The organism is Streptomyces sp. ITFR-16, from assembly GCF_031844705.1.
Taxonomy (GTDB): domain Bacteria; phylum Actinomycetota; class Actinomycetes; order Streptomycetales; family Streptomycetaceae; genus Streptomyces.
Window position 1 is genome coordinate 1,157,021 of record NZ_CP134609.1, and the last position, 14,102, is coordinate 1,171,122.

General features: G+C 73.2%; 13 protein-coding genes. 3 read left to right on the forward strand and 10 right to left on the reverse strand.

Going from position 1 to position 14,102, the window contains the following annotated elements:
* Positions 1-27 precede the first annotated feature (27 nt).
* Positions 28-696, reverse strand: coding sequence for a hypothetical protein (locus RLT58_RS05275; RefSeq protein WP_311309217.1), 669 nt, complete (start codon positions 694-696; stop codon positions 28-30).
* Between the two features lie 355 nt (positions 697-1,051).
* Between RLT58_RS05275 and RLT58_RS05280 the strand changes: the two genes are divergently transcribed.
* Complete coding sequence (locus RLT58_RS05280) at positions 1,052-1,789, forward strand: dienelactone hydrolase family protein (RefSeq protein WP_311309218.1); 738 nt, start codon at positions 1,052-1,054, stop codon at positions 1,787-1,789.
* Between the two features lie 109 nt (positions 1,790-1,898).
* Here the strand turns inward: RLT58_RS05280 and RLT58_RS05285 are convergent, their stop codons facing one another.
* From RLT58_RS05285 to hydA, 3 genes are all read right to left on the reverse strand, one after another.
* Entirely contained in the window at positions 1,899-3,506 is a 1,608-nt protein-coding gene (locus RLT58_RS05285) for a phytoene desaturase family protein (RefSeq protein WP_311309219.1), read from the reverse strand.
* Positions 3,507-3,565: 59 nt separating this feature from the next.
* Complete coding sequence (locus RLT58_RS05290) at positions 3,566-4,021, reverse strand: SRPBCC family protein (RefSeq protein WP_311309220.1); 456 nt, start codon at positions 4,019-4,021, stop codon at positions 3,566-3,568.
* Positions 4,022-4,187: 166 nt separating this feature from the next.
* Positions 4,188-5,588 carry a dihydropyrimidinase gene (gene hydA, locus RLT58_RS05295; protein ID WP_311309221.1) on the reverse strand — a complete coding sequence of 467 codons (1,401 nt, stop codon included), beginning with the start codon at positions 5,586-5,588 and terminating at the stop codon, positions 4,188-4,190.
* Between the two features lie 362 nt (positions 5,589-5,950).
* On the opposite strand from hydA, the gene RLT58_RS05300 reads away from it, so the two are divergent.
* Complete coding sequence (locus RLT58_RS05300) at positions 5,951-7,495, forward strand: alkaline phosphatase family protein (RefSeq protein ID WP_311309222.1); 1,545 nt, start codon at positions 5,951-5,953, stop codon at positions 7,493-7,495.
* A 48-nt stretch (positions 7,496-7,543) separates the two neighbouring features.
* Here the strand turns inward: RLT58_RS05300 and RLT58_RS05305 are convergent, their stop codons facing one another.
* The 5 genes from RLT58_RS05305 to RLT58_RS05325 form a co-directional block, all read right to left on the reverse strand.
* The gene (locus tag RLT58_RS05305) at positions 7,544-8,827 is read right to left on the reverse strand and encodes an aspartate aminotransferase family protein (protein WP_311309223.1); all 1,284 of its coding nucleotides are present in this window, start codon (positions 8,825-8,827) and stop codon (positions 7,544-7,546) included.
* Positions 8,824-9,666 (reverse strand): nitrilase-related carbon-nitrogen hydrolase, encoded by an 843-nt coding sequence (locus tag RLT58_RS05310; protein ID WP_311309224.1) that lies wholly within the window; start codon positions 9,664-9,666, stop codon positions 8,824-8,826. The genes RLT58_RS05305 and RLT58_RS05310 overlap by 4 nt, the downstream gene beginning before the upstream one ends.
* A gap of 183 nt (positions 9,667-9,849) precedes the next feature.
* Positions 9,850-11,526: a hypothetical protein gene (locus RLT58_RS05315; RefSeq protein ID WP_311309225.1), complete on the reverse strand. Its 1,677-nt coding sequence runs from the start codon at positions 11,524-11,526 to the stop codon at positions 9,850-9,852.
* A gap of 154 nt (positions 11,527-11,680) precedes the next feature.
* Positions 11,681-12,061, reverse strand: coding sequence for a PPOX class F420-dependent oxidoreductase (locus tag RLT58_RS05320; protein ID WP_311309226.1), 381 nt, complete (start codon positions 12,059-12,061; stop codon positions 11,681-11,683).
* 38 nt (positions 12,062-12,099) lie between these two features.
* The gene (locus RLT58_RS05325) at positions 12,100-12,369 is read right to left on the reverse strand and encodes a helix-turn-helix domain-containing protein (RefSeq protein WP_311309227.1); all 270 of its coding nucleotides are present in this window, start codon (positions 12,367-12,369) and stop codon (positions 12,100-12,102) included.
* Positions 12,370-12,410: 41 nt separating this feature from the next.
* Here RLT58_RS05325 and map point away from each other — a divergent pair, with 41 nt between their 5' ends.
* Positions 12,411-13,178 carry a type I methionyl aminopeptidase gene (gene map / locus RLT58_RS05330; protein WP_311309228.1) on the forward strand — a complete coding sequence of 256 codons (768 nt, stop codon included), beginning with the start codon at positions 12,411-12,413 and terminating at the stop codon, positions 13,176-13,178.
* Between the two features lie 26 nt (positions 13,179-13,204).
* On the opposite strand, the gene RLT58_RS05335 is transcribed toward map, so the two are convergent.
* Positions 13,205-14,020, reverse strand: coding sequence for a glycoside hydrolase family 75 protein (locus RLT58_RS05335; RefSeq protein WP_311309229.1), 816 nt, complete (start codon positions 14,018-14,020; stop codon positions 13,205-13,207).
* Positions 14,021-14,102: the final 82 nt, after the last annotated feature.

Here is a 14,102-nt window from a genome sequence, read left to right on the forward strand (position 1 = left end):
CCCCGCCGCCGCCGTCTGCTGCGGCCGTTATGCCTCGTTGCGGGCACGGCGGCGTGCGGCTCGGCGAACCATGATCAGCCCTGCGGCCCCGGCCGCTCCGGCGGCCAGCGCGGCGGTGGCGCCGACGTTCGAGTCGTTCTCGGAGCTGACGCTGTCCAGGTCCGGCACACCGCCGCCGCCGGCGGGCACCGCACCCGACGGACGGCTGTAACCGGACTCGGCACCCGAAGCGGACGAGTCACGGCCGCCGTTCTGCGAGCCGCCCGCACCGTTGGCGGGCTTCGAGCAGTCGACGCGGAAGCTCTTCTGCTTCGGGCCCGCCGGGACGATCCACACCAGCTGGTACGTGCCCTCGGGGAGCAGGTACTCCTGGCTGCGCGCCGAGCCGTTCACGAGCGGCAGCGTGCTCTGGAGGGTGTCGCCCGGGGGGACGGTCGGAGGCTGCGCGGTGATCGTCCAGGGCACGGCCGGGAACGACTCGAAGTTGCTGGCGGAGAGGACGAACTTGCAGACCTCGACGCCGTCACCACCGCGAGAGTTCCAGCCGACCGAGCGGATGTCGATGTCGCCGCTGTCGCCGGGGGCGGCGTAGGCGGTGGACGCGCCGGCCAGGGTGGCTCCGGCGACGGCTACCGCGGCGGCCACGGCGGCACCTGCGCGGACACTGCGGGAACGGACGGTAGCGGAAATGCGCATGACGAACTCCTTCAAGCCGGGATGATTGTCGTACGAATCAGGCGAACGCCTAAGAGATGCCATGAATCGGCAAATAAAGATCGCGTAACACTCTGAAAACGTCGCGCAAGTACCCTGAGTAGCCGATAGCACCCCGTAAAGGGGCACTCCAACAGAGGTAGGACAGGACAGGGCAGGACAGGACAGGGCGCGGAGCCTTGAGCGGGCGTCAGCTCAGGGCGCGGGGGCGGGTGCCCGGGACGCCTGGGTGCCTGGGGCGCCTGGGGCGCCGCCCCGAAGGCGCCGCGTCCGCTTCGGTTCGCCGGCGGCGGAACACCGGCCGGACCGGGCCCGACGCTCACTACAGTCCGGACTCATGACGACGATCACGACACGCACGGTCGAGTACCCGGCCGACGGTTTGACGATGGTCGGGCACCTCGCGCTCCCTGCCGGTGCCGACCGCCGGGCCGCGGTGCTGCTCGGACCCGAGGGCATGGGACTCGGCGATGTCGAGCGCCGCCGGGCCGACGCTCTCGCCGAACTGGGATATGTGGCGCTGGCCTTCGACCTTCACGGCGGGCGCTATGTGGGCAACCCCGAAGAAATGCTGGCCCGTTGCCTGCCGCTGCTCGCCGACCCCGACCGGATGCGGGGCATCGGCCACGCGGCACTCGACGTGCTGCGCACCGAACCGCGCACCGACCCCGACCGGATCGCCGCCGTCGGCTACGGCACCGGGGGCGCCATCGCACTGGAACTCGGGCGCGACGGCGTCGACTTGCGCGCGATCGGCACCGTCAACGCCACCACCACGGGCCGACCGGGCGAGTCGGCGCGCATCCGCTGCCCGGTGTGGGCCGGGGTCGGGTCGGAAGACCCGATCATGCCGCCCGCGCAACGGAGCGCGTTCACCGCCGAGATGCAGGATGCGGGCGTCGACTGGCGCCTCACGGTCTACGGCGGCGCCCTGCACGCCTTCCACCACCCGCCGGTCGACCACCCCACGGTCCCCGGCGTCGGCTACCACCCCCAGCACGCGCGGCGAGCCTGGCGCGACGTCGTCGACCTGCTCGCCGAGTGCCTGCCCGTGACGGAGGACCTGGGGGGATGACCCGGGGGACACGGACGCGCTCGCGCGGACGGCGGCCCGTGCCCCGGTCCGGCCGGCGGGCGCGCGCGGCGTTGCCCCCGGACCGCCGCGCGGGTGACGGCTCCGGCCGTCAGCCGGTACGCCGTCCCGCCCGGCGCCCCCACGGCGCGTGCGGCCCGAAGCCGCGCGCGCCGCGCAGCGCGGCGCGCGCGGCGTTGGCACCGGGAGCCCCGTGGACCCCGCCGCCGGGGTGGGCGGAGGCCGAGGCGAGGTAGAGGCTCTTCACCGGGGTCTCGGGCCGGCCGAGGCCCGGCACCGGGCGGAACACCAACTGCTGGTGGGCGGCCGTGGTTCCCCCGTTGATCGCACCGCCGAGCAGGTTGGCGTCCAGGGACTCCAGGGTGGTCGGTGCGAGCAGCCGGCGCGAGACGATGCGGGACCGGAATCCGGGGGCCCAGCGCTCGACCTCGTTCTCCATGCGATCGGCCATGGCCTCCTGTTCCCGCCGGTCCCACCGCCCCGTGAGCCCGTCCTCGCCCGCGTCTCCCTTGATCCGGTGCGGTACGTGGGTGTAGGCCCAGGCCGATTCGGTGCCGGCGGGTGAGCGGCTCGCGTCCGCGGTGGTCATCTGCCCGAAGAGGAGGAAGGGGCGGTCGGGCACCCGGCCCGTGGCGATCTGCGCGGCGAAGCGGGTGAGCCCGTCGACCCCGTCGGCGAGGTGGACGGTTCCCGCCGAACGCGCCTCGCCTGCGGTCCAGGGCACCGGCCCGCTCAGCGCCCAGTCGGTCTTGAACGTGGCGAAGTCCCACTGGAACCCGCGCAGGTCCTTCAACAGCCGGTCGGGGAGATACCGCGCGTCGACCAGCTCGCCGTACAGCGCCGGTGCGGACACATCGGCGAGGACGGCCCGGGACGCCGGTACGGACTCACCGCCCGCGGTGCGTACGCCGACGGCGCGCCCGCCCCGTACGACGATCCCGGTCACGCGCTCCCCGCAGCGGACCACTCCGCCGTGCCGCTCCAGCCGCCGCACCAGGGCCGCCGTGAGCGCGCCGGCGCCCCCGACCGGCACCGGAAACCCGTAGGTCTGGCCGAGCATGGACATCAGGTACCCGAAGCCCCCGCTGCCCGCCGCTTCCGGGCCGAGGTCCGCGTGCAGCGCGTTGCCCGCGAGCAGCAGCCTGCCCGCCTCGCCGCGGAACTGCTCCTCCCCCAGCCGCCGGACGGGCAGCAGCAGCATCCGGGCCATCCGGAGGCCGCCGGCCGCCCGGAGCCTGGCGGCGAGACGTACGCCGGAGCGCACCGGCGGGAACGGGGTGAACAGGGCGCCCAGGATGTCGGGGCCCAGGCGCTTCCATGTGCCGTACAGGTCGAGCCAGGCGGCGCCGTCGCCAGGGGCGAACGTGTCCAGCCCCGCCGCGGTGTCCTCGGCCGCGCCGTCCAGGACCGCGCAGCGGCCGTCCGGCAGCGGATGCGCCAGGACGCGCGGGGCGCGGCTCCAGGTGAGGCCCTCGTCGTGCAGGTCCAGCCCTGCCAGGACGGGAGAGGCGGCGGCCAGGGGGTAGAACGCGCTGAAGAGGTCGTTCACGTAGTCGGGGTGGACGCCCCGGTCGCTGCGGACCGCGCCGCCGGGCTCCGGCTGTGCCTCCAGCACCTCCACGCTCCAGCCCGAGGCGGCGAGGAGGTTGGCCGCCACGAGGCCGTTGGGTCCCGCGCCGATGACCACCGCGTCCGGCATGGACACCTCCATGTGCTCGGCCGCCGGCCGCCGCCCTGCGGGGAGCGGCCGGGCGGCGGTCAGGCTGCCCGGGTCCTGGGGCGAGGGGCGTTCTCGACGGTGTCCGCCAGTCGGGCGAGCATGCTGCGGTGGCGCAGCTGGATCACCGCGTCCACGGCGGTGTTGTGGAGCTTTCCGGCGGGCCCGCGCAAGGGGTGTTCGTCGATGGTGACCAGGGCGTTCCCGCCCCAGGGCTGCACCTTCAGCGCGATCCGTACGGTGCCGAGCCGGCCGCTGTCCACCTCCAGTTCCAGCACTCCGGGCGCCTCGCAACGCCGGACGATCGTCCGGCCCGTCGTGGACCAGGGGCCGAGCCGGACCGTGTACGCGATGCTGGAGCCGGCCTGTGGCCACGCCCCCTCGGCGGGCCGGGACTCCGACGTCCCCACGACCCAGTCGCCGTACCGGGTGCCGTCCGCGAGAACGGCCCAGACGTCGTCAACGGTGCGTTCGATCAGTCGGTGGCGTACGGCCATCAGTCCTCCAGATCTCGTCGGGTGCGCCGGGACCCTCCCGCACCCGGACCATTCGGGCCCACCCCTTCACTCTCGCAAGCATCCGGAGGATCCGCCGCCCGCCCGGTGCCCGGCGGCGTGATCCAGATGCGGGCGACCGGGCGGAGCGCGACGATCGAAGGGCGCGTCAGTGCGCGTACTGACTGATGCCCCGAGGCACGTAGGCGCCCTGGCCGGGCTTCCCCACGTACGCGCGGTTGTCGACCACGGGAACCCCGCGCGACAGGACGGTCTCCACCCGCCCGGTCACGCGCTTGCCCTCGTACGCCGAGTAGTCGACGTTCATGTGGTGCGTCTCGGCGGAGATGGTCTGCTCGGCGTGCGGGTCGTAGATGACGATGTCGGCGTCCGAACCGGGCGCGATGGTGCCCTTCTTCGGGTAGAGGCCGAACATCCGGGCCGGCGAGGCGCAGGCGATCTCGATCCAGCGGCGGCGGGAGATATGGCCGTCCACCACCGCCTGGTGCAGCAGGTCCATCCGGTTCTCGACGCCCGGCATGCCGTTGGGGATCTTCGAGAAGTCACCGCGGCCCATCTCCTTCTGCCCGGAGAAGCAGAAGGGGCAGTGGTCGGTGGAGACGACCTGGAGCTCGTTGTTGCGCAGGCCCCGCCACAGCGATTCCTGATGCTCCCTGGGCCGAAGGGGCGTGGAGCAGACGTACTTGGCACCCTCGAAGTCCGGCTCGGCGAGGTTGTCGGTGGACAGGAAGAGGTACTGCGGGCAGGTCTCGCCGAAGACCGGCAGCCCCTTGTGGCGGGCGGCGGCGATCTCGGCGACGGCCTCGTCCGCGGAGACGTGCACGATGTAGAGCGGGGAGCCGGCGACGCGGGCGAGCTGGATCGCGCGGTGCGTGGCCTCGGCCTCCAGGGCCACCTTCCGTACGTCTCCGTGGTAGCGCGGGTCGGTGCGGCCCTCGGCCAGTGCCTGCTCGACGAGGACGTCGATGGCGATGCCGTTCTCCGCGTGCATCATGATCAGGCCGCCGTTGGACCCGGCGCGCTGCATGGCCCGCAGGATCTGTCCGTCGTCGCTGTAGAAGACGCCGGGGTAGGCCATGAACAGCTTGAAGGAGGTGACCCCCTCCGCGACCAGCAGGTCCATCTCCTTGAGCGACGACTCGTTCACGTCGGCCAGGATCATGTGGAACGCGTAGTCGATGGCGCAGTTGCCGTCCGCCTTCGCGTACCAGGCGTCGAGACCCTCGCGCAGCGAGCGGCCCACGGACTGGATGGCGAAGTCGACGATCGTGGTGGTGCCGCCCCAGGCGGCGGCCCGGGTGCCGGTCTCGAAGGTGTCGGCTGCGAACGTCCCGCCGAACGGCATCTCCATGTGGGTGTGCGCGTCGACGCCCCCCGGGATGACGTATTTGCCGGTGGCGTCGATGGTCCGGTCGGCGGTCCAGCCGGCTGCGGCGTCGGTGCCGTGCGCGGCGAGTGCGGCGACACGGCCGCCGTCGATGAGTACGTCGGCGTGGATCTCGTCGGACGCGGTGATGACGAGGCCGCCGTGGATGACGGTGCGGCTCATGTACCCCTCCTCACTGTGGCGGAATGGGTCTACGCACGTAGACAAGGTGCGTGGTGAAGAACGTAGAAGTGGGTTACCCACTGTGGCAATACCGCTGCCGCTAACCGCTGAAGACGTTTCTGTTTCACCCGTCCGGCACTCGACCGGCCCAGCGCGCGGCAGACCTCCCGTCGCCCTCGTCCGAGGGGTTCCCCCACCCTCTCGATAACGGTACGGTCACGGGTCTGGTCCAAATGTTGAGTACGGTTCATGCGCTCGCCCCGTCCCCGGTGCGGTCCGCTCACCACCGGCCGGGAGTCTCGGACTCGCCGCCGGGCGGCCCGAGTTGGCCCGGCGCCCACCCACCGATCCCGGAGGATCACGTGTCCCTCTCGCGCTCCGCGCGTACCGTGCTGGCGACCGCCACCGTCGCCGCCGTCGCCCTCCCGCTCGCCTCCACCGCCGCCCACGCCCAGGGCGCCCGGCTCGGCGCGAGCGCCGCCGCCGCTCCGTACGCCGGTCTGCCGTCCGGCACCAAGCAGAAGAAGACGCTGGTCATCGGCGTGGACGGCGCCGCCTTCGACGTGTTCGCGCGCGCCGATGTGCCGCACCTCGACCGACTGCGGGCCCAGGGCCTCACCGCACGGAGCAACCTGTACGCCGAGCCGATGGCGCCGACCGTCTCCGGCGCCGGCTGGTCCACCATCGCCACGGGCGTCTGGCCCGACAAGCACAACGTGAAGGACAACAACTTCACCAACCCCAACTACGGTCAGTACCCCGACTACGCGACCCGGCTGGAGACGGCGGACCCCGCCGTCTCCACGCTCGTCGTCGGCACCTGGAGCCCCGTCCCGGAGATCATTTTCGGGGCGAAGACCGATCTGCGGATCGCGGGCGGCAACGACGAGGGCACCACCGCCAAGGCCGCGGACTACCTCGCCCACGGCAACCCCGACTCCACGTTCGTCCACCTGGACGAGGTGGACGAGGCCGGCCACAGCTCCGGCTCGGCGAGCGCCGCCTACGCCGCGGCGCTGCACACCGCCGACACCCAGGTGGGCCGGCTGCTGGACGCCGTCGCCGCACGGCCGACGTACGCCTCCGAGGACTGGCTCGTCGTCGTCACCGCCGACCACGGTCACACGCCCACCGGCGGCCACGGCGGCAACACCCCGCTGGAGCGCGGCACCTTCGTGATCGCCCGGGGCAGCGGCATCGCGCCCGGCTCGGTGCGCGACGACGTGAAGATCACCGACATCGCGCCCACCGTCCTGCGCCACGAGGGCGTCGCCACCGACCCGGCGTGGAACCTCGACGGCACCGCGCTCGCCGAGCTGAAGCCGGACGCCTTCGACGCGCTGCGCCCCTCGCTCCGTACCCGCGTCGACGAGACGGGGCTCCCCGCCGACGCCAGGGGCTGGACGACCACCGCACCCAACGGCTGGTCCATCGACAATTCGAGGATGCCGGCCGGCGGGGTCACCGAGTGGCGCGGCTGGTCCTTCGCCACCGATGAGTTCTGGTCCAACACCCAGCTCGGCCAGGCCCGCGAGACAAACGTCCGGGCCCGCAACGTCTTCGCGGTCGCCGACTCCGACGAGTGGGACGACAAGGCGCACGACGCCGGGCAGTTCGACTCCACTCTGGTCAGCCCCGCGTACCAGCTCGACGGATCGGCGTCGGCGACCCTCTCGTACGCGACGGACTACCGCGTCGACGGCCCGCAGACCGGTGATGTGTACGTCTCCTACGACGGCGGCGCCCCGCAGCTCGTCAAGTCGTACCGGGCGAACGCCAACACGGTCGAGCGGCTGCGGCTCACCGTCCCGGCCGGGGCCGGGACGGCCCGGCTGAGCTTCCGTTACACCGGCACGAACAGCGCCTTCTGGACCGTGGACCAGGTGGCGTTCGGCCAGGCGGGCTGACCGGGCGCGGGGGTGCGGCGACGGCCGCCGCACCCCCGCCCCCTCGGCTCAGCCCACCGCGCGCAGCGCGTCGGCGAGGATCGCCGCGCCCTCCTCCGCCTCCGCGACGGACAGCGAGAGCGGCGGGGCGATCCGCAGCACGCTGGTGTTGTGGCCGCCGCCCTTGCCGATGAGCAGCCCGCCCTCGCGGGCCGCCTCCAGCACGGCGGCGGCCGCCTCCGGGTCGGCCTCGTCCGTACCGGGCTTGACCAGCTCGATACCGATCATCAGGCCGCGCCCGCGCACCTCCCGTACGCACTCCGATGCCGCGCCGATCGCGCGCAGCCGCTCGATGAGCAGCCCGCCGACCCGGCGGGCGTTGCCCTGGAGATCGTGTTCGAGGAGGTACGAGAGGTTGGCGAGGCCGGCCGCCATGGTGACCGGGGAGCCGCCGAACGTCGAAATGGAGTTGGCGTCCAGGCAGTTCATCACCTCGGCGCGGGCCACGACGCCGCCGATCGACATGCCGTTGCCGATGCCCTTGGCGAAGGTGAGGATGTCCGGCGGCCCGTTCTGCGCGTGCGCCTGCCAGCCCCAGAAGTGCTCGCCGGAGCGGCCCCAGCCGGTCTGCACCTCGTCGGAGATCCACAGGATGCCGTGCCGGTCCAGGACCTCGCGGAACGCCGCGTACAGGCCGTCGGGCGGCGAGGTGAACCCGCCCACGCCCTGGATGGGTTCGGCGATCAGCGCGGCCGGCGCCCGGGTGTGGCCGAGCAGGTCCTCCAGGTCCGCGACGCAGGCGGCGATGAACTCCCCGTCGCCCAGGTGCGCGTACGGCCCCCGGGTGCGGACGCCGCCGTGCACGTACAGGGTCTGGAGCGGCGAGAGGCTGGTGGGCGACCAGCCGCTGTTGCCGGTGACGGAGACCGCCGAGAACGACCGGCCGTGGTAGCTGTTGCGCATCGCGAGGATCTGGTTCGACCTGCGGTACGTGGTGGCCAGGAGCAGCGCCGTGTCATTGGCCTCGGTGCCGGACGTGGTGAAGAAGACCCGGGCCTCGGGGATGCCGGAGAGCGTGGCGACGCGCTCGGCCAGCTCGACCATGGGCCGGTTCAGATAGAGCGTGGAGGAGTGGATGATCCGCCCGGCCTGCTCGCTGACGGCCTTGGTGACCTCGGGCAGCGCGTGGGCCGTCATGGTGGTGAGGATGCCGCCGAAGAAGTCCAGGTAGCGCCTGCCGTCCGCGTCCCAGACGTGGCGGCCCTCGCCGTGGGTGATCTCCAGCGGGTCGCGGTAGTAGAGCGCGAGCCAGTCGGGGCTGACCGCGACATGGCGGCGGTGCAGACTGCTCACGGCTCCACCAGTCCCTCGTACGCGTCGGGGCGGCGGTCGCGGTAGAACGCCCACTGTTGGCGGACCTCGTCGATGAGCCCGAAGTCCAGGTCGCGTACGAGGAGTTCCTCGGCCTTGTCGCTGGCGACGTCGCCGACGAACTGGCCGCGCGGGTCGACGAAGTAGCTGGTGCCGTAGAAGTCGTTGTCGCCGTACTCCTCCTGGCCGACGCGGTTGATCGCGGCGATGAAGTACTCGTTGGCGACGGCGGAGGCGGGCTGTTCCAGCTGCCAGAGGTAGCCGGAGAGGCCGCGCGAGGTGGCGGACGGGTTGTACACCAACTGGGCCCCGTTGAGTCCCAGTTGCCGCCACCCCTCGGGGAAGTGCCGGTCGTAGCAGATGTAGACGCCGACCTTGCCGACGGCGGTGTCGAAGACCGGCCAGCCGACGTTGCCGGGCTTGAAGTAGTACTTCTCCCAGAACCCCTTGACCTGCGGGATGTGGTGCTTGCGGTACTTGCCGAGGTACGAGCCGTCGGCGTCGATCACGGCGGCGGTGTTGTAGTAGAAGCCGGACTGCTCCAGCTCGAAGACCGGGACGACGATCACCATGCCGGTCTCGCGGGCCAGCTCCCGCATCCGCTGCACGGTCGGGCCGTCGGGCACGGCCTCGGCCCAGCGGTAGTGCTCGGGCTCCTGCACCTGGCAGAAGTAGGGGGCGTTGAACACCTCCTGGAAGCCGATGATCTTCGCCCCCTGCCGGGCGGCCTCGCGCGCGTGTTCCTCGTGCTTGGCGATCATGGATTCGGTGTCGCCGGTCCAGGTCGCCTGGACGAGTGCGGCGCGTACGACTTGGGACATGAGCTGCTCCTTCGACGCGGCGTCAGAGAGCCTCTTCGCGTTTCTACGCCCGTAGACACGTGCGTAGGGGAGAACGTAAGCCCCGTCACACAGCGGGGCAAGACCATCGCCGTGAACCGGCGGAGTCGATCATGTTTCACACCCGTGCGGTCCAGTCCCGGGCGGCGCCGCTCCCCGCCCCCCTCAGCCGATCCCCGCCACCCGCAGGGCATGCTCCACATCCCGCTCCCGCGCCTCGGACACCGTCCGGGCCGCCGCCAGCAGTTGCGGTACGAGATGACGCGGGTCGCTCGCCGCGATCCTGGCCGCGTCCTGCGGCGAGCGCACCCGGACGAAGGCGCCGAGCAGCGCCTGCGCCTGGGGGCCCCGCCCCGCCCGGTCCAGGGCGACCACCGCGTCGGCGATCTCGGCGGCCGGGCGGGCCACGCCCTGGCGCAGCAGCTGACCGCAGTCCTCCGGGCGGCCCGCCGCCGCGAGCGCGTCCGCGGCGGCGGCCAGCTCGGCCGGGGGCAGCGAGGCCACCTCCCACAGCAGAGTCGCCCAGTCCGCGCCGAGGCCCGCGCGGTGGAGTTCGACGGCGAGGAGCGGCAGTCGCTCGGCGGGCAGCGCCGCCGCCTCGCAGAGCACCACGTGCGCCTCGCCGCTGCGGCCCTCGGCCCGCAGCCGGAGCAGCGCCCCGACGGTCGCCTGGGCGGACCGGAGCGCGGCGGGGTCGGGAGGAGCCGGCCTCGGTGCGTCGGCCTCCCCGGCCGGGGCGCCGCCGAAGCGCGCGCCGCGCGGTGAGGCGGCGGGCGGGGCGGGCAGGACGGGCACGGCCTCCACGAACCCCTCGTCCTCGGCCTCCAGACCGGCGAACCGGGCCCCGCGGGGCTTCTTGCGGACCCGGGCGGGAGGCGTGGCGCCGGGGGCCGGCGCCCGCTCCGCGTCGGGAGCGGCCTGCGAGGCCCGGCCGGGCGCCGAGGTCCACTCCGCGTCGGGCGGGGTCTGCGGAGTGCGGCCGGGCGCTGTGGCCCGCTCCGCGTCGGGCGGGGTCTGCGGAGTGCGGCCGGGCGCTGTGGCCCGCTCCGCGTCGGGCGGGGTCTGCGGAGTGCGGCCGGGCGCCGAGGTCCACTCCGCGCCGGGCGGGGTCTGCGGAGTGCGGCCGGGCGCCGAGGTCCACTCCGCGCCGGGCGGGGTCTGCGGAGTGCGGCCGGGCGCCGAGGTCCACTCCGCGCCGGGCGGGGTCTGCGGAGTGCGGCCGGGCGCTGCGGCCCGCTCCGCGTCGGGAGCGGCCGACGGTGTGGGTGTGGACATCGATGTCCACTCCGCCCCGGGCGAGCGGTGCTGTTCCGGGACCGTCGCGGCGGCGCCCGCCTCGCCGGGCGGCTCCGGGTGCTCCGTCACCGCCTCCAGGCGGCGGCGCAGCTCGGCGCAGCGGGCCGTGGCACGCTCGTGGTCGTCGCGGGCCCAGGCGACCGCCTCGGCGTCCGCTCCGGCGCCCCCGCCGCCCTCCCGGGCCGCCCGCAGCCGGTGCGCGGCGTGCGCCTGTTCGCGCAGCATCAGCTGGAGCCGCTCCACCAGCTGCTCGCGCCCACCGGGGCGCCGGTCGTGGGCGACGGCGCAGTCCGCGTAGAGCGAGGCGGCCCGGACCGACGCCTGTTCCGCGTACGCGGCACCCCGTACCGCCGCCAGGTCCGCGAAGAGGGACTCCATCACGTCCCAGGGCGGGAGCTCCGTCCCCTCCAGGCAGGCCCGCATCCCCGCCGGGTCGCGTCGGCAGAAGACGCCGTACCACCCCCGCGCGGGATCGAGCAGCGCCGCCAGCTCTCGCAGATGGCGCGCGAACTCCCCTATGGACACCGCATGCTGATGCACCGTCATCGTCGCCCTCGGCCGCCGTCGACTGGAACGTTCCAGCCGACGGCATTCGACCGCAGACGTGTTACAGGACGGCTACGCGCACTTTGCGGGCCGGAGGCGGCCGATGCGCGGGCGGCGCCCGCACGCCCCTCGGGGCGGACGGGCGGGCGCGGGGTCAGAAGGTGACGGCGATCCCCGTGTGCGGCCGCTTGCCCAGCCGGAAGATCATCGCGGGGTAGTCGAGCAGCCAGTACTTCCAGGTGTACTTGCGGCCGATGACACGGCGCACGGCCGCCATCCCCGGCCCCTCGATCAGCCGGCCGGTCCCCTCGGCGCTGGGGGCGCCCTCCTCGACCCGGCCGCGCACATCGCAGACCGTGACGCGGACCCGGCTGTCGTTGCGCAGCCGCTTGACCTTCCAGGAGTCGCTCTTGGTCCAGATGTACAGCTCGTCCCCGTCGACCGCCGCCCAGACCGGCGTGGCGACGGGTGTGCCGTCCTTCCGGTACGTGGTGAGGCTGACGTACTCGCTGCGGGCGAAGTCCTGGAGGCTCATGGCCCCAACCCTACGTGCGGCGCCCGCGCCGCCCCGCGCTATCCGGCCAGCGGGACGGTGTCCGGCTCGGGGGCGCAGCGCTGGAGCAGCGTGTCCATGGAGAGGCCGAGGGCCCCGGCCAGGGCCGCCACGGTGAAGAACGCGGGGGTGGGGGCGCGTCCGGTCTCGATCTTGCGGAGGGTCTCGGCCGAGATCCCGGCGCTGCGCGCGATGTCGACCATGCTGCGGCCGGCGCGCGCCTCGCGGAGCAGCAGGCCGAGCCGTTCGCCGCGCAGGCGCTCTTCGGGGGTGAGCGGGGTACGTACCATGCCGTCATTCTAATACCGCTGCGACCGGTATAGTAATTGGCATGGTGCAACTCAAGACAGATTCATCCATCGAAGCCATGCGCGACACCGGACGCGTCGTGGCACAGCTGCTGACGGCCGCGCGGGAAGCGGCGAAGGTCGGCGTCTCGCTGCGCGAACTCGACGAGGTGGCGCGCGGGGTCCTGCGCGAGGCGGGCGCCGGATCACCCTTCCTCGGCTACCGCCCCCACTTCGCCCCGACCCCGTTCCCGGGGGTGGTCTGCACCTCGGTCAACGACGCGATCGTGCACGGCATCCCGACGGACTACCGGCTGCGCGACGGCGACCTGGTGAGCGTCGACGGGGGTGCGACCCTCGGCGGCTGGGCCGGCGACTCGGCGATCAGCCTCACCGTCGGGCGCGCCCGACCCGAGGACACCCGGCTGATCGAGACGGCCTTCGCGGCACTGGACGCGGGCATCGCGGCGGCCGTGGTGGGCAACCGGATCGGCGACATCGCGCACGCCATCGGCACGGTCTGCCGCACCGCCGGCTACGGCATCCCGGAGGGCTTCGGCGGGCACGGCATCGGCCGGGCCATGCACGAGGACCCGGGCGTCCCCAACGAAGGACGCCCGGGCCGCGGGATGGTGCTGCGCCACGGGATGGTGCTGGCCATCGAGCCGATGCTGATCGCCGGCGGCCGGGACGAGTTCTACGCGGACCGGGACGGCTGGACCCTGCGCTCGACGGACGGCAGCCGGGCCGCGCACGCGGAGCACACCGTGGCGATCACCCACGAGGGCCCCCGGATCCTGACGGCCCTCTGACCGCACCGGCCACGCCTCGCGCGACGCTAGTTGTTCCGCAGGAACTCCTCGGCCAGCGCCTCCCCCGCCGACACCGCCGCGTCGTGGCTCTCGATCGGGGACACCACCGAGTTCTTGAACAGGATGTACGTGACCCCCGATCCGGCACCGCCGGTCTCCGGGTCCGGGTCGATGCCGAGCGCCTTCGCCGTGGCGTAGGAGGCCTCACCGATGATCTTGTCGGGCCCGGTGTCGCCCACGACGGCGTACTCCACCTTCCCGTCGTAGACCACCGCGACGACCCCGCCGCCCTTGATCCCGGCGTCGGCGTAGTTCCAGATGCCGCCGGCGCTCGGCACGACGACGTACGGCAGCTTCTCCGCGTTCAGCGGCTTGCCGCCCGAGGTGTGGAACGCGGTGTCGTCCTGGAACCACGGATCGGTGTTCTCGTTGCAGGCGGCGGTGACCTGCCCGTCGCAGTCGATGTCCATGTCCGCCTTCCAGAACACGGCGCCGTTCTTGCCGCAGACCGGCACCGTCGCCGAAGTCTCCTCGTCGGTGCGGTACTTGCCGTTGGAGATCTGGGAGCAGGAGGTGACCTTGGCCAGCAGGTCGGCCGCGCTCACGGAACCCTCCCTGATCGCGGCCGGGGCGGCGTCGTCCGCCGAGGAGCCGGCGCCGTCGTCGGACGCCGGGCGGACATGGGCGACGGGCGCGAGGCGGGGGGCGGCCACCGCACCCGGCGCGTGGGCCGGGGCTGCGGACGGGGAGGCGGGGCCGCCCGGAGCGGCCGGGGTCAGCGCCCCGGCCGCGAGCAGCGCGGCACCGGAAGCTGTGGCGAGGGCAAGCGTTCGCATACGCACAGTGGGGGGTGCCCTTCTGTTAGGAAACTTTCCTTACCAGCACGGCCAAGATGCCCCCCAAGCATGTTCACGTCAAGACTTC

Excerpts from the sequence above, each read along its gene's own strand:
- RLT58_RS05275 (WP_311309217.1), bottom strand. The coding sequence starts at position 696 with ATGCGCATTTCCGCTACCGTCCGTTCCCGCAGTGTCCGCGCAGGTGCC.
- RLT58_RS05280 (WP_311309218.1), top strand. The coding sequence starts at position 1,052 with ATGACGACGATCACGACACGCACGGTCGAGTACCCGGCCGACGGTTTG.
- RLT58_RS05285 (WP_311309219.1), bottom strand. The coding sequence starts at position 3,506 with ATGCCGGACGCGGTGGTCATCGGCGCGGGACCCAACGGCCTCGTGGCG.
- RLT58_RS05290 (WP_311309220.1), bottom strand. The coding sequence starts at position 4,021 with ATGGCCGTACGCCACCGACTGATCGAACGCACCGTTGACGACGTCTGG.
- hydA (WP_311309221.1), bottom strand. The coding sequence starts at position 5,588 with ATGAGCCGCACCGTCATCCACGGCGGCCTCGTCATCACCGCGTCCGAC.
- RLT58_RS05310 (WP_311309224.1), bottom strand. The coding sequence starts at position 9,666 with ATGTCCCAAGTCGTACGCGCCGCACTCGTCCAGGCGACCTGGACCGGC.
- RLT58_RS05315 (WP_311309225.1), bottom strand. The coding sequence starts at position 11,526 with ATGACGGTGCATCAGCATGCGGTGTCCATAGGGGAGTTCGCGCGCCAT.
- RLT58_RS05320 (WP_311309226.1), bottom strand. The coding sequence starts at position 12,061 with ATGAGCCTCCAGGACTTCGCCCGCAGCGAGTACGTCAGCCTCACCACG.
- RLT58_RS05325 (WP_311309227.1), bottom strand. The coding sequence starts at position 12,369 with ATGGTACGTACCCCGCTCACCCCCGAAGAGCGCCTGCGCGGCGAACGG.
- map (WP_311309228.1), top strand. The coding sequence starts at position 12,411 with ATGGTGCAACTCAAGACAGATTCATCCATCGAAGCCATGCGCGACACC.